We start from the raw sequence: 15,015 nt of genomic DNA, 5'->3' as shown, positions 1-15,015 counted from the left end.
TGCCAGGGCACTCGCCGAACGTTCACTGACCATAGCAGCCATGCTGGGCTCTGGCGCCCGGATAACGCCATATCGCCGACTCAGTTGGCTCTTGCTGTAACTGCCGCTAAGCCTCAGGTTGAACCGACCCTTCGGCCGTTGACCATGCGAGTGAGCGTTGGAGCCTTCCACGTCATCAGCGTCTGCGCGTCTTCCGGCACGGTCTGAAGCGCTGCTTTGATTTCAGGCTCCAGCGCATCCATGTTGAACGATTTTCCGGGTTCGAGACCGATACGCTTCATCTGCACCAGGATCGGTTGATCGGTGATGTGCGCAGGGTGCACTTTGAGCAACTGGGCGGCGTAGGCGAAATAGTCGGCCACCGACATTACGTCGACCTGGGTCTTTGGTGGGGTCTTCAGGTCCACGGTTGTGTCGACTTTCACGCTGGCAGGTTCAGGGCTTTTACCCAGCCGGGACAACGGTGTCACGGTGTAGCCAGACTGAACTTTGTGCACGGCCGCGTAGTCCGCCGCACCGTCGGTGTTAGTGTGGCCAATGACCCAGACAAAGGGTGTAGGTGCCGGCAGATGGTTCAGTCCGGCAGGCACCGTCCCGGTCCAGTCTGGTGGTGTCACCAGAAACTGCCCGGCTTCTGCACCCGTGGTGCGCCAAGCCGGTGAGGCGAATACATCGGTCCACATGTCGAGCATCGGCAGCACGTAAAAACGCCCGGCCGTATCGGGCGCTGCGATCACCAGCGGTTCTTTGGTCAAATCCAGCCAGGCAATGGAGTACAGGGTGTCGACGCTCGAGCGCACCACCCCGTTGAAATCTGCAGGTGGATACTGCGGCACGCTGACAAACCTGTTCATCGGACCTTTACCGAATTCCTTGCCCGGTTCGATAGGGGTAAATTGCTTGCGGGTGATGTCCAGGGTCAACAGCGGGTAAAAATAAAGGTAGGCATCCACGCCGATGACGCGAGCTTCTTCGGCTGTGACTTTCGATTGAGCGTGGCTCGCGAGCGGAAAAATAGCGGTGACTGCAACGGTTAGAGCAACGGCTGTCAATGCTTGAGTTATCAACATTGTGGCGATCGTCCGTGCGGTGGGGAGACCTGCCGGAATCGGCAAAGCTACCGCAACTCTAGACGATCAATTCAAGAGGAGCTGACAGGCGGACAGCCGGCTGGCCGAGGTGTTGCGCGGGTGAAACAACCTCGAGCTACACCTCAACGATCCGAACGCAGCAGTGCCTCGACACCGCCCTCCATCGACAGCACCGCCGAGCGGTTTCGCCCCGAATGCTTGGCTTGATACAGCGCCGCGTCCGCTCGTTCGATAAACACTTCCATGCTGTCCCGCCCCGTCGGCACAAACGAATAACAGCCAAGACTGACCGTCACGAAGCCCGTGGGTGAACCGCTGTGGATGATGTTCTTGTCCATGACGCTGCGGCGGATCTGCTCGGCAATCACCATCGCGCCGTGAATGTCGGTGTCGGGCAGCAAAACCGCAAACTCTTCACCGCCGTAACGCACGGCCAAATCGGCCTTTCGATGGCAGCACCCCTTCACCGCCCGCGCCACTTCAGCCAGGCAATGGTCCCCCGCCACGTGGCCGTATGCATCGTTGTAGGGTTTGAAGTAATCGATATCGAGCATGATCAGGCTCAGCGAACTCGACTGCCGGGCGCCACGGCCGAACTCGATGTCCAGCGCCCCTCCGAACAACCGGCGATTGGCCAGGCCGGTCAGGCTGTCATGGGTCGCGATCAGCTTCAGCGCTTCCTTCGCCTTGCGCAAATCCGCCTCGACCCGCTCGCCGAGGCGCACCTGATGAAGGAACACCCAGCCGAACAGCCCCACGCCCAGCACCACCAGGGCAACGATGACCGTTGAATGAAACGCCGTGTCGTACCAATCCTTGAGAATCGATTCCCTGGACGAGGCGGCGGACACTACCAGCGGATAAGTGTCGAGCAGACGGTAGCCATGCAACCGCACAACACCATCGATCAGCGAACTGAACATCGCATTACCGGAGGGTGCATTGGGCAGCAATTTTTCAAAGATCTCGCTCTTGGCCAGTGACGTGCCGATCAGCGATTCCACAAACGGTCGTCGCGCCAGCAGGGTTCCGTCGGTCAACCCCAAAAACATTGAACCGTTGTCATCAATGCTGAAGCTTTTGAAGAACTGATCGAAGTACGCCATCTCGATGCCGGCCAACAAGACGCCCTGGAAATTGCCATTCTTGTCGTTCACACGCTTGGATATCGGAATGATCCACTCGCCATTTTTCCGACTGCGAATCGCCGGCCCGATGTGCGCCAGGGAGGAGACGTTCTGCTGGTGGAACTTGAAATAATCGCGATCTGCCACACCCGGACCGCGTGGCAGATCGTCGAAAGAGGTAACCACCCACTGTCCCTTCTGGTCGAACAGAAATATCCCGTGCAATTGATTCAGCGCCTGCACCCGCCGGGCGAACGTTTTCTGCAAGCGTGCCTTTTGGGGCGCGCCGAAACCGTCAGCCTGAATCCAGTCCGCCAGGCTGGTCAGCACCAGATCGGCTTGCATGAAGGTGTCTTCGGCCTGCTGCGCCATGGCCCGCGTCAGGTTTGAAGAGGCCACTTGTGCCAATGCTAGGTCATGCCGGCGCGACTGTTCCAGTTGCAGGTAAAGCAAACCGCACAGGCTCAGGCAGACGACCGCAATAAACAGCACCGCTGCTTTGCGCAGCGGTAACCGTTTCAGGGTGACACCCGTGGCGTTGTGCGGCTCGTGAAGAGGGATTGGCAAAAGCTCGTCCTGCAAGGGCAAGGCATGGGTCAAAGACCCAAAACCCTTATTTTTTGTGAGCTTAGTCTACGGGGGGGGTAACGGGCAAATGTCCTTTGGACAGCCGCCGCATCGCACTCTGCAAATGTGCCTGGGCACTTTCTGCATCCCCCAGGCGCATTTGCTTGTACGCCCGCAGGGCAATCTCATGGGGCACCGGCTTGAGTTCGCGCTGGGTCGCCATCGCCATCAACTGCACCTGGGCGAGGTGCAATCCCTGCGTGCTCAATTGGCGAAACGAGCGATGCAGCGGGACCTGCTCCAGGCGGTGTTCATGCCGGTCGTACACCTCGATCAGTCGCTCGACATCAACGGCGTGGTCGCCCTTGTCGCGCAAAATCTCGGCGGCCACGGCCTTCAAGCCTTCATCCCACTGTATCAGCGTGCCGTAGCAATCGAAGGGAAGCCGCCATGCTCGACCTCGAATTGTTCAAGACGTTCGTCTGCGTGGTCGACGAAGGCAGCTTCACCCGCGCCGCCGAGCGTGTGCATCGACCCCAATCCACCGTGGGCCAACAGGTTCGCAAACTCGAAGAACTGGTCGGGCATTCGCTGCTGCTTCGTGGTCGAACCGGGCAGAACATCAGCGTCACCGAGCATGGCAAACTGCTGATTCACTATGCCCGGCGCATGGCGCTGATCCTCGCTGGTTTCAACCGGGCCAGACCGCAAGCGCGTCTGGAAACCGTCAGCGGCATGAGCACCGATCTCAAGCAGAAACTGAGCGCCGGCGCCCTCGACATTGCATTGGTCAAGCGCGAACCGGACAGCGGGCCGTGCTGGGTAGCCTGGCCGGAAGTGTTGGTGTGGTATTACCTGAGCACAGCATATGCACCGACCTGCCCGAATTGCCGCCGATGGAGTTGGCGTTGATCAGCCGCGCGGGTGCGCTGACCGGGCTGCAACGGGCGTTGGTGGGGTTTTTGTGCGAGGAGCTGGGCCAGGCATGATCACAAAGAATGGGCGTACCACGAACAACCTTTAGATCATCTTGTCGATCTCATCCAACGTCACCCGGGGAATGAGTTCACCCGGAATTCTTGAGGAACTCGACAGGTTGTAGACCTGAAAATCTTCATCCACGACGTACTTCGACAAGATCTCTAACGACGGCAGGATTCGCGTATAAAAATGCTGATCGAGCAGGCATGGCGACGTTAACGTGTCGGCCTCTTCGTAAAAACGGCTCACAGACTGATTCAAGTCGACGCCTACCAAAAACACCTTGGTAAACCCCACGTGATACGCAATCTGCAAAGCCAGATACGCCACAGTGCGGGCATCAAAAAAACCGCGCTTAAGATTCTTGCTGAAACCGAGGGTTCTATTGCGGCCATTTCCGAGTTTGCGACTTCTGACGAGTTCTTTATCAGCCCTGAAAACCAGGTCCGTCCAGGAGAGCTTGGGGGCTCGTCCGAGTAAATACAGCTCGCCCTCAGGCGCTACCGTCGTATGCCAGATATGCTCTTCCCACAGTGCAACCCGCTGACTAATACGCATGGCCTGTGAAAACAGTTCGGGCTGTTGTCGGGAAAAGCCTTGATCCGTACAGGCATAAAAGAACGGCCGGATACCCGACCCGGTAAACATAGAGATGGCGCCGTTCATCGTGATCATCGGAACGTCGGCAAACTTTTCCAGCGGAAAATCTTTAGCGGACGCCCCCGAGGCAATTATAAACACAGCTCCTTTTTGAATGTTGCGGCACTCATCGAGGTCATGCGCATGAAGCATACCGGTGATGAGTGACGAGTTTTTTTGCGCAACATCCATCTTCAATTTCCCTATCCCTTCACATCGATGATCGGTGACTATTTTGCATTGTGATAGTTTTCAACAGGCGAGCCAACTTTTTGGCTTTGCCAACGCCGGAATCTGCGACGGAGCGCAAAGGCTGACGCAGAGCGCTTGCATCGTTGGCGCATCGATGACAGCCCTTACCTTACAGATATCAATCCCTCCGTCTTCATGCCTACTGCCAGTTTTGCTCCGTGGCTACAGAGGACGTTCCTGCTTGTCGCACATCCAGAATGGGCAGCTCCGAAGGCAGATTCAATCCCCGCAGCACCGCGGAATCGTACCCGTAGACATCGGGTTTAAACATCACTCGACCATCGTTACTCAGGTCCACTGTCCAGTAAGCCAACAGCACCGGCACCTTGACGGGAAGCCTGATATTTTCGGTCTTGCCGTTAGCCAACCGGGCCTGTATCCCGGCGCTATTCCAATGAACCGGGTCGTTGAATAACAGCTCAACCAACTGCAGTGGATTCTCCACCCGTATACAGCCTGAACTGGTGGCACGGCGCGATTGAGCAAACAACTCGCGATGCGGCGTGTCGTGGAGATAAATCGAATAGTCATTGGGAAACCGAATGACCACCTGCCCCAGCGAATTGTCCGGCCCGGCATCCTGTCGCAACGTGATACCACGCGGGTTATCCCAGTCGACGGTCGACGGATCGAGCATATTCCCCTCTCGATCTAGGGCTCTTACCCGGTTGGCGGCAAGGTAGCCGGGGTCTCTTTGAATTTTTGGCAGCATATCTTTGACGAGGATCGTCGGTGGCACGGTCCAGGTGGGGTTGAACGTTACATAAGTAATCTCGGATTGAAACACCGGCGTACTGCGAAACGGCTTACCGACCTGTACCCGGGAACGCCAAATCGCCTTACCGTCGCGATAGAGCGCAACTTTGTAACCAGCTATATCAACGATGACAAAAGTGCCCTGAAGTTTGTACAGCAACCAACGTGCGCGCTCCATGTTCACCCGAACCTGGTCTATCCGAGCCTCGACGGGCACATTCAACGCAGCCAGTGTCGCGGCCCCCGCCACGCCGTCCGCCCCCAGGTATTGCTCGGCTTGATACTTTTTCACCGCCGCGGCGACGCTGCCGTCGTAATCAGTGCGTTGCTTCATTGATGGGGCCAGATACCCACCCACCACTAAACGTGTTCGCAACTGCGCGACAGAGGCGTCATCCATGCCTGGCTTGAGCGATTGGCCTTCGGTAATTTTCGGCCAGCCACCCGCGTTTCGAACCTTGCGCAGTTGCGCCAGGCCCACGCGCAGGCTGCCGTAGACCGCCTCTTGTGGTGGCGCTTGCGCGAAGGCGCGTGCCACATCATGAGCATCGAGCGCGGCGAACAAGTTATTCATGTCTCCACGAGGATCGGCACCTACGGGGTCAAAGTTCCAATGGATGTCCAGCCGCGAAGGATCAACCTTGCCGCGCCGCAACTGCAGTAGCGCCGTGATAAAGGTCCGGGTGGCGGCGATATCGAACGCCGCCCTTTGCGCCGTCGTCGGCTCTGCTGCCCGCATCGACGCTCTGGCGTTCGCCAACTCATCAATATGAAAGTCCGCGGGGTCCAGCCCGTCGGCCTGAGTGTCACTCAGGCTTTTCAATAACTGGATGACATCGCTGTCGCTCGCCCAGGCCGAGCGATAACCCCGATGCATGTAAAAATCCATGACCACACGACTCGGATCCATCCGTTGGTGGCCAGGTGAGGTGAGTAAGGGTGGAAAAGATGAACTCAATGGCTCAAGTGTCGCCTGAATCGTTTGGGCGACGAAGTCGTCGGGTGCTACGCCATTTCTGCTGTTTGCCGGAGATACCGGCTCAATCGGCGAAGTTTCTGCAATCGCTGCGCCACTGATCAGCAAGCCCATAAAAAAGATGCGGCTTATGACGAATAACCTTGTTAATTGCCCCATGGATAATCCTTAATCGCCCCGTATTCAACGGCTAGCACCCTGCACACTGCTAGACTCGAAACATTAATGTGAGATTTACATATGGCGCTAGACCGCTTTGGCTTTCTATTCACGGCCCTGCTGCTGACGTCAGTTTCGGTACCGGCAGCCTACGCCGATTCGCTTGAAGCCGCGCTGCTCAAAGCAGCACCAGGCGCTAACGCCAAAGTCATTGGACTGGCCGTACGCGCCACCCAATGCAGCTTGGCCCAAGGCACAGCACCTGTCCAAAGGCTTGCCGTCATCGACTACTCCCTGCCTTCGACCGAACAACGGCTATGGGTGTTCGATCTGAAAAAACGTAAATTACTGTTCCACGAACTGGTTGCCCATGGCCGCAACAGCGGCGAGAACATGGCGGTCAAGTTCTCCAACCAGAATGAAAGCTTTGCCACCAGCCTCGGCTTGTACCGCACCCAGTCGAGCTATGTCGGGCAGAACGGCTACTCCTTGCGCATGGAAGGACTGGAGCCGGGTTTCAACGACAAAGCGTTCGAGCGGGCGATCGTTATTCACGGGGCGCCCTATGTCAGTCCGGTTCTTGCCCGAACCAATGGGCGGATTGGTAGAAGCCTGGGTTGTCCGGCAGTGCGGCCGGCGATTGCGCATAAGTTGATTGATTCGATGAAGGATGGGCAGTTGTTGTTTTCTTACTATCCGGATCAGCGTTGGTTGAAGTCGTCTTCGTATATCAACTGCCGTGGCGGCACTGTAGCCGCGGCTTCAACGCCCAGTTCACGCCAATAGACACTACAACAAAGAGCGTCGATGAATGTCGCATCGCGGTGTCGGGAGTCGTGTTGCCGTTCCGGCCGATGGTGGCGGGGACGGCGGTGCTGGGTTTTCTGTTGCCTGTTGTAGCGGCAAATGCATTGCGGTGCAGTGTGGTAGTGGAGTAGGTGGCGGCGGTGTTGATTGTGGGGTTGGTGGCCTGGCTGGGGGCATTGAGTCCAGAGATGGAAGTGAGCGCGGAGTCACGCAAGGGGCACCACTTGATATGGATCAATGACGGCCTCTTGCTCGGGACTAAGCTCAAGATAATCCCTCGGATCGGGTACACAATATGCTCTGGCTCCGCACTCACTTACCGCTGCTGATCCGCCAAGTGCTCGCACTGTGGCTGTTGGCCTTTGCGGTAGCGGCGAGCCAGGGATGCCTGAGTCTGCCGCCTCATGACCTGACCGCCGCCCATGAAATCACCCGCAGCGCCGGCCATGACGACAGTCATGAACTGCATGCCAGCGGTTGCCTGCAATACTGCGAACACAGCTCGACAGCACTGAGCCCCACCCTGCTCCTGCCCACCTTCAAACACACCCTTTGGGTCGTCCTGTTTCTGCTGCCTGCACTGATCCTGAGTGCCCGTTCCCAGACTCCGTTCGCGTTTCTCACCTTACACCGCCCGGCGCCACCCTGGCCGCCAGCACGCCTGCGCTTCGTTCGCTTCAACGATTAAAACCGTCCTCCGAGCGCCCGGAATTCCGGCCGCCCCCTTTGGCTTCGCCTCTTTAGCGCGGCTCAATAGTTCCTGTACGTCCCTGACTCACTGGAGATTGCCATGCATACGCACTTCAAAACACTCGTCGCCGCACTGCTCATCAGTAGCCCATTGGTTGCTCTGGCCGTCGACGAACATCACCCGGACACACCGCCAACCGCACCGGCCACCGCCACCGCCACCGCTACCGCTACCACGCAAGACAAGGCCATGAGCGAACAGATGCAAAAAATGCAGGCGGCCCACGAAAAAATGATCGCCGCCAAAACCCCGGCCGAACGCCAGGCCGCCATGCAAGAAGGCATGGCCACGATGAAGGACAGCATGGGCATGATGCACAACCATTGCCAAGGCATGGGAATGGGCAAAGGCATGTCCCACGGCAAGGACCGCTCAAACCAGATGATGGACATGATGATGAAAATGATGGATCAGCAATCGAGCATGATGAAGATGCCGATGAGCAACTAACGTCCTTAAAGAAGCGCTTGACCTTGCCATCATGGCAGGGTCAACCATCGATCCACGTCATCACACCACCTGCCACTCACAATAAAAGAGGCTTACGCAATGAACAGCACTGAACTGCAAGTCGAAGGCATGCGCTGCGGGAGCTGCGTCAAACACATCAACGCCGCGTTGCAGCCGCTCGCGGGGGTTGGTGAAGTGACTGTCGATCTGGCGTCCGGCCGGGTCAAGGTGACTGGGGATGCCGAGAGCGATGTTCTGTTATCGGCACTGAAGGAGGCTGGGTATCCAGCAAGCGTACTGGCAGAAGACAAACATGAAGAAGGCATAAAGACAAAGTCTGGCTGCGGTGGTTCAAGTTGCCGCTGTCACTGAGTCCGCCCCGGTCAGGATGACATTGAGGCCGGGGCGCATTTTGTGTGTCCAGCCCTGAAAACAGGTCAGAACGTGTCAACCTTATTGCTGAAGGGACACATCCAGCAACTGTTTGAGAGTCGGTCGGCCCTGAGCCCTGCTCTGGGCTTGCTCTTCTCACAATGCCGAGTTCTGCGAAGCCTTTGAAGACGCCGATATCGAAACAATCCCCATCATAAAGAACACCCTACCCTGCAAATCAAGTTCTACAACATTCACGACAATGACGGCGACACTCGAAAAGTGGAACGCCTTACGGAAGAGCAACGCGCGTGGATTATCGACTACTGAAAATACCATTTGGGGATCGAGACCGACCTGAAAACCCAGGATGATGTTGAGCGGCGCAGTAAAAAATAAGTACCCTCAGCCCCCACTCCATCATGGAAGCCGGATAACAATGAAGAACATAAAAAGCACGATGATGCTCGGTGGCCTGCTTGCTCTATCGTTTGCCGCTCAGGCAGAGCAATCGCATTTGGACAGCGTCATCCAACAAGGCCAACTGCGCGTGTGCACAACAGGCGACTACAAACCCTATACCTACAAAGCCGAGGACGATAAATACTCTGGCATCGACATCGCCATGGCCCGCTCGCTGGCCGACAGCCTGGGCGTCAAGGTCGAGTGGGTGCAGACCACCTGGAAAACCCTGATGCCCGACATGCTCGCAGGTAAATGCGACATCGGCGTCGGCGGGATCTCGGTCACGCTGGAACGTCAGAAAAAGGCCTTCTTCAGCACCACACTGGACGTCGACGGTAAAATCCCGCTGGTGCGCTGCGAAGATCAGGCGTTGTACCAGACCGTCGAGCAAATCAACCAGCCTTTGGTTCGCCTGGTCGAACCGGCCGGTGGCACCAACGAGGCGTTTGTTCACGCGTTTCTGCCCAAGGCGCAGTTGCGCCTTCACGACAACGTGACCATCTTCCAGGAGCTGCTGGACAAGAAGGCTGACGTGATGATCACCGATGCCTCGGAAGCGCTGTATCAGCAGAAACTCAAACCCGGTTTGTGCGCGGTGAACCCGACGCAATTCATGCAGTATGGCGAGAAGGCATACTTGCTGCCCCGGGACGACATCACTTGGAAATTGTATGTCGATCAGTGGTTGCACCTGGCCAAGGTGACGGGTAATTACCAAAAAGTCCTCGGTCAATGGTTGGCGACGCCCGAGCCTAAATAGCCGCCACGTACACAATCCATGTAGCAGCTGGCGAAGCCTGCGTCCGGCTGCGCAGCAGTCGCCCTTCAAAGACAACGCAACGGCAGAAACACCCAAGCCGTTGCGTCACACCTCAATCGTCGTGCAACAACCCCGAGGTGTACTCACTGAAACTGCTACCGATTGCGCTCCCACCGAAGCTCAACTTGTTGGCGTTGTTGGGACTGTGTGCGCGGGAGACCTTAGGATCTGCCGGTTTCTCCATTGCCCGGTTCGCCAACCCGCGTACGGCTACCACCCATTCGTTTGGCGACGTCTGAGTTGTAGTTCTCTCAAATTAATGGAGTTCCACATGAACGTATGTATGGCTTTAACCAGCAACGTCGATGACCTTCCCTCGCTGTATGTAAATACCACCCAACCGCTGCACTCACTGCTTAGCACCGCTCGCTACCGAATTGGCGCGGTAACGCAGATCCTGGAAAACCTCGCGATGCGCGGCGACATCACCACGGACTCGGTGATCCTCAGCGACTTCGCATTGCTTTGCTGCATACCCTTGCGCGATGGCTGCGATGTATTGGATGCTGAACCGTCCTGACGTCACAACGGGGCGCCCTCCTCGAACGCCCCTTCGGACTCATGGAAGCTGCCAACAAAAAGAAGCTTCGTAAAAAATGGGGACAGATTGTTTTACTCGTAGCGATCCAGTCGATTTCCTTCTACGTCGTTGCTCAGATGCCCTGAACAATCGCAACAAGGCTTGCCTAAGCCCTGCAAGCCCAACCCTGTTAAACTCCCCACCTCCCAGCCCCACCCATCTCAGAACCGCCAATGCCCCCAATCACCGCCACACCCGCCCCGCTCTCCCGCCGCTTCTCCGTCGCCCCGATGATGGATTGGACTGATAGGCATTGCCGGTTTTTCCTGCGCCTACTCTCCAAGCACGCGCTCCTCTACACTGAAATGGTCACCACCGGCGCGCTCCTCAACGGCGACCACGACCGCTTCCTGCGTCACAACGAAGCCGAACACCCGCTCGCCCTGCAACTCGGCGGCAGTGTGCCGCTGGACCTGGCGATGTGCGCGCGCATGGCGCAGGAGCACGGTTACGACGAGGTGAATCTGAATGTCGGCTGCCCGAGTGATCGGGTGCAGAACAATATGATCGGTGCGTGCCTGATGGGACATCCGCAGTTGGTGGCTGATTGTGTGAAGGCGATGCGCGATGCGGTGTCGATTCCGGTGACGGTGAAGCATCGGATCGGGATTAATGGGCGGGACAGTTACGAGGAGTTGTGTGATTTCGTCGGCACGGTTCGGGATGCCGGGTGCACGAGTTTTACGGTGCATGCGCGGATTGCGATTCTGGAGGGGTTGTCGCCGAAGGAGAATCGCGACATTCCGCCCCTGCGCTATGACGTGGCGGCGCGGTTGAAGACGGATTTTCCGGAGCTGGAGATTATTCTCAACGGCGGGATCAAGACACTGGAAGCCTGTCACGAGCATTTGCAGACGTTCGACGGCGTGATGTTGGGTCGTGAGGCGTATCACAATCCTTATGTGATGGCTGAGGTGGATCAGCAACTGTTCGGCAGCACTTCGCCGGTGATCAGCCGGGCCGAGGCGCTGGCGCAGTTGCGGCCTTATATAGCAGCGCACATCGATGCGGGCGGCTCGATGCACCACATCACTCGGCATGTACTGGGACTGGGCACCGGGTTTCCGGGGGCGCGCAAGTTTCGGCAGTTGTTGTCGGTGGATATTCATAAGGCCAAGGAGCCTTTGGTGTTGCTGGATCAGGCGGCAGAGTTGCTTGAGGGCCGTTAGCGGTCGCTTGGGTTGAACCTGTGGTCTGATTTGGCATCGTATTTACCGATACCGCGCCCCGCCTTTCAAACAGCCGTTTTCAGGTTGTTGCCGCTGGGGCCATCGATACGTACACGCACCCTTGAGTGGCTGACAGCGCTCGGGTAATGTCATTAGACCCATAGGACAGAGCACGCCCATGACTTCCAAGCTGGAACAACTCAAACAAATGACCACCGTGGTCGCCGACACCGGCGACTTCGAAGCTATCGCTCGCGTTAAACCCGTGGACGCTACCACCAACCCTTCCCTGCTGCTCAAAGCGGCGGCCATTTCCGGTTATGCCGAGTTGCTGAACGCATGCGTCAGTGACTGCAAGGGCGATGTTGGCCTGGCCAGCGACCGTTTTGGCGTTGCGGTCGGGCTAGAAATTCTGAAAGTGATCCCTGGTCGTATTTCCACCGAAGTGGATGCGCGCCTGTCGTTCGACACTGACGCCGTATTGAAGCGTGCGCACCGTCTGGTCGACTTGTACGACAAGGCCGGCATTGGTCGTGACCGCGTGCTGATCAAGATCGCTTCCACCTGGGAAGGCATCCGTGCCGCCGAGACGCTGGAAAAGGAAGGCATCCAGACCAACCTGACGTTGCTGTTCTCGTTCGCTCAGGCTGCGGCGTGTGCTGATGCAGGGGTGTTCCTGATTTCGCCGTTCGTGGGTCGTATCTACGACTGGTTCAAGAAGGCCAATGGCAACGACTACACCGGCGCGGATGATCCGGGTGTGCAGTCGGTGACGCGGATCTACAACTACTACAAGGCCAATGACTACAAGACTGTGGTCATGGGCGCGAGCTTCCGCAACCTGAATCAGATCGAGCAGCTGGCGGGTTGTGACCGTCTGACCATCAGCCCGGATTTGATTGATAAGCTGGCGACGGATACTGGCAAGCTGGAACGCAAATTGGCGCCAGGTCATGCCGGTGAAACACGTTTGAGCCTGAATGAAGCGCAGTTCCGTTGGTTGTCCAACGAGGACGCGATGGCGACCGAGAAACTGGCTGAGGGTATTCGTCAGTTCGCTCGCGACCAGGAAAAGCTTGAGGCGTTGTTGCAAGCCAAGTTGTGATCTAGTTCATAGCAATGCAAAAAGGGCGAACCCTCACAGGCTCGCCCTTTTTTGTGCACCATTTTTGGGTCTGCTTCGCAGTCCAGCGGGACGGTGCGGCGTTCCGACAAGCTCCCTCGCCACAGGATCAGTGACGCTCGAGGGCGTTCACCAGATCATGGAATGCTTCACGATTGGAGTCGTTGAGGCCCATGAGGATCTTGTGTGCTTCGAGCACTTTGATCCGCACCACTTCTTCGGACTGATCCTGGTCCGGCAGGTCGGTCAGGCACTCAGGGCACGGGATCGGGCGGTCAACGATGTTGAACACCTGCTCGAAGCCCATGGACTGCAGCAGACGGGTGATGTCTTCGTGAGTGGTGACGACGGTCGGCAGCAAGCCGACCTTTTGCCGCGACAGGATCGACAGTTTGGCCAAAAGGCCAAGGGTGGTGCTGTCGATGCTGCGGGTTTCGGTCAGGTCGATCACGATCGCATTGAAGTTCAACGCCGTGAAGATCCGCTCAATAGTCGCATCCAACGCCGAACACAGGGTCAGGCGAACTTCACCGACGAACTTCAGGACGAAGGTGCCATCCTGCTCGGCGAACTGGATTCTACCGGTACTCATTAAAGATTCCTGCTCAACACCAACAGGGCGATATCATCCGGCATCTCCCCTAGCGTGGCCAATCCAAAAACCTGCCGCAGCCCATCCAGGGTGCCGCCCGCAGCCTTGACCCGTTGGGGCAACGCCGCTTCTTTCTCTTTGAGTGTAGGTTCTGGCAAAAGGTCCAGAATGCCATCAGACATCAGCGTCAGGCTGAACGTCGGTGGCAATTCCATTACGTGGTCTTCGTAGGTGGCTTCATTGAAGAGGCCCACCGGCAGACCACGACCGTCCAGATAACGAACACTGTCTGGCGTGTACAACACAGGCAACGGCAAATGACCGCCGATGCTATAGGTCAACAAACCTGTCTCCTCGTCGATGACACCACCGACCATTGTGACGTGTTTACCCAGCTTACAACTGATCAGGCCTCGGTTGATATGACCAAGGACCTCTGAAGGCTTGAATTCCGGCAATGTGCCGCTGCGCTTGGATTCGAACAGCAAGCGCGTGGTCATGAACTTCAACAGCACGGTAACGAAGGCTGAAGAGGCGCCATGACCGGAAACGTCCGCCAGGTAGAAGGCTACCCGACGCTCGTCGACCCGAAAGTAGTCAACGAAATCACCCGACAGGTACAGCGATGGGATGATCTGGTGCGCAAACTGGAACTCGTCGATGGTCCAGGGACTGACCGGCAGCATGTTCATCTGCACCTGGCGACCGGCGTTCTGGTCTTCCTGGAGCAGGTTCAGGCTGGCGGCGAGCTCACGATTGGCCTCTTCCAGCTTCTCGCGGTAGCGCTGGTTTTCCAGCAGCAGGCGCGCACGATCCAGGGCCCGGCGAACAGAATGCTCGAGCACGGCAAGATCTTCGAGAGGCTTGATCAGGTAGTCCGCCGCGCCCAAGCGCAAGGCCTCGACCGCGTCGTTCATCACGCCGGCACCCGAAACCACGATCACCGGGGTTTGTGGCGACAGCTCGGTGACCTGGCGAATGAGTTCGAGCCCGCCCATCTGCGGCATACGCAGATCGCAGATGACCAAGTCGGGCTTGTCTTTCTCGAATACCTGAAGACCCTGCTGGCCATTGCTGGCCTGCAGGACACTGAAACCACTGTCTTCCAAGTAGGCCGCGAGGCTCGCGCGCACTACTTCGTCATCATCGATTATCAGCAGCGTGGCACTGGTTTTTGGCATGTGGGCAAACGGCGCCAGAATTAGGTTGGCGTAGCAGGCAGGGGCTTTGTCCCGGCTCACACTACTGGATTCGCTTTCTAGCCTCTCTACTGCACTGTTTTCGAGCGTTTGCCCTACACACAGGCACACCAGAGGTGCCCTTCTAAGGCGCAGACGG

At 57.4% G+C, this 15,015-nt stretch carries 14 protein-coding genes and 4 pseudogenes; 11 read left to right on the top strand and 7 right to left on the bottom strand.

The window, feature by feature from the left end:
* Positions 1-134 precede the first annotated feature (134 nt).
* The 3 genes and pseudogenes from ACYZT3_RS11035 to ACYZT3_RS11025 form a co-directional block, all read right to left on the bottom strand.
* A pseudogene (locus ACYZT3_RS11035) lies at positions 135-1,070 on the bottom strand (DUF1254 domain-containing protein); the annotation flags it as partial.
* Between the two features lie 143 nt (positions 1,071-1,213).
* Entirely contained in the window at positions 1,214-2,785 is a 1,572-nt protein-coding gene (locus ACYZT3_RS11030) for a sensor domain-containing diguanylate cyclase (RefSeq protein WP_282377637.1), read from the bottom strand.
* 61 nt (positions 2,786-2,846) lie between these two features.
* A pseudogene (locus ACYZT3_RS11025) lies at positions 2,847-3,029 on the bottom strand (aldolase); the annotation flags it as partial.
* 206 nt (positions 3,030-3,235) lie between these two features.
* Here ACYZT3_RS11025 and ACYZT3_RS11020 point away from each other — a divergent pair.
* Entirely contained in the window at positions 3,236-3,697 is a 462-nt protein-coding gene (locus ACYZT3_RS11020) for a LysR family transcriptional regulator (protein ID WP_462032085.1), read from the top strand.
* 108 nt (positions 3,698-3,805) lie between these two features.
* On the opposite strand, the gene ACYZT3_RS11015 is transcribed toward ACYZT3_RS11020, so the two are convergent.
* A complete protein-coding gene (locus ACYZT3_RS11015; RefSeq protein ID WP_282377635.1) occupies positions 3,806-4,597 on the bottom strand; it encodes a lipopolysaccharide biosynthesis protein in 792 nt (263 codons plus the stop codon).
* 199 nt (positions 4,598-4,796) lie between these two features.
* The gene (locus ACYZT3_RS11010; RefSeq protein ID WP_462032084.1) at positions 4,797-6,548 is read right to left on the bottom strand and encodes a L,D-transpeptidase family protein; all 1,752 of its coding nucleotides are present in this window, start codon (positions 6,546-6,548) and stop codon (positions 4,797-4,799) included.
* 81 nt (positions 6,549-6,629) lie between these two features.
* Between ACYZT3_RS11010 and ACYZT3_RS11005 the strand changes: the two genes are divergently transcribed.
* From ACYZT3_RS11005 to tal, 10 genes and pseudogenes are all read left to right on the top strand, one after another.
* Entirely contained in the window at positions 6,630-7,334 is a 705-nt protein-coding gene (locus ACYZT3_RS11005; protein WP_462032083.1) for a murein L,D-transpeptidase catalytic domain family protein, read from the top strand.
* Positions 7,335-7,444: 110 nt separating this feature from the next.
* Positions 7,445-7,561, top strand: a pseudogene (locus tag ACYZT3_RS11000) (copper homeostasis membrane protein CopD); the annotation flags it as partial.
* An 89-nt stretch (positions 7,562-7,650) separates the two neighbouring features.
* A complete protein-coding gene (locus tag ACYZT3_RS10995) occupies positions 7,651-8,043 on the top strand; it encodes a hypothetical protein (protein ID WP_282377632.1) in 393 nt (130 codons plus the stop codon).
* Between the two features lie 102 nt (positions 8,044-8,145).
* Positions 8,146-8,556, top strand: coding sequence for a hypothetical protein (locus tag ACYZT3_RS10990; protein WP_462032082.1), 411 nt, complete (start codon positions 8,146-8,148; stop codon positions 8,554-8,556).
* Positions 8,557-8,655: 99 nt separating this feature from the next.
* A complete protein-coding gene (locus tag ACYZT3_RS10985; RefSeq protein WP_462032081.1) occupies positions 8,656-8,928 on the top strand; it encodes a heavy-metal-associated domain-containing protein in 273 nt (90 codons plus the stop codon).
* 136 nt (positions 8,929-9,064) lie between these two features.
* Positions 9,065-9,327 (top strand): annotated as a pseudogene (locus ACYZT3_RS10980) (hypothetical protein).
* Positions 9,328-9,367: 40 nt separating this feature from the next.
* The gene (locus tag ACYZT3_RS10975) at positions 9,368-10,153 is read left to right on the top strand and encodes a transporter substrate-binding domain-containing protein (protein ID WP_462032080.1); all 786 of its coding nucleotides are present in this window, start codon (positions 9,368-9,370) and stop codon (positions 10,151-10,153) included.
* A gap of 331 nt (positions 10,154-10,484) precedes the next feature.
* Positions 10,485-10,733 carry a short-chain dehydrogenase gene (locus ACYZT3_RS10970; RefSeq protein WP_462032079.1) on the top strand — a complete coding sequence of 83 codons (249 nt, stop codon included), beginning with the start codon at positions 10,485-10,487 and terminating at the stop codon, positions 10,731-10,733.
* 233 nt (positions 10,734-10,966) lie between these two features.
* Positions 10,967-11,962 (top strand): tRNA dihydrouridine(20/20a) synthase DusA, encoded by a 996-nt coding sequence (gene dusA / locus ACYZT3_RS10965; RefSeq protein ID WP_282377627.1) that lies wholly within the window; start codon positions 10,967-10,969, stop codon positions 11,960-11,962.
* A gap of 178 nt (positions 11,963-12,140) precedes the next feature.
* Positions 12,141-13,067 carry a transaldolase gene (gene tal, locus ACYZT3_RS10960; RefSeq protein WP_282377626.1) on the top strand — a complete coding sequence of 309 codons (927 nt, stop codon included), beginning with the start codon at positions 12,141-12,143 and terminating at the stop codon, positions 13,065-13,067.
* Positions 13,068-13,194: 127 nt separating this feature from the next.
* On the opposite strand, the gene rssC is transcribed toward tal, so the two are convergent.
* Positions 13,195-13,677 (bottom strand): anti-sigma factor antagonist RssC, encoded by a 483-nt coding sequence (gene rssC / locus ACYZT3_RS10955; RefSeq protein WP_007935262.1) that lies wholly within the window; start codon positions 13,675-13,677, stop codon positions 13,195-13,197.
* Positions 13,677-14,858: a two-component system response regulator RssB gene (rssB, locus tag ACYZT3_RS10950; protein WP_282377624.1), complete on the bottom strand. Its 1,182-nt coding sequence runs from the start codon at positions 14,856-14,858 to the stop codon at positions 13,677-13,679. Before rssB ends, rssC begins: the two co-directional genes overlap by 1 nt.
* Positions 14,859-15,015 lie beyond the last annotated feature (157 nt).

This window comes from Pseudomonas sp. MDT1-16 (assembly GCF_054898115.1).
The sequence above is the reverse complement of the archived record's forward strand: the minus strand, read 5'-3'. Positions and strand labels throughout refer to the sequence as shown.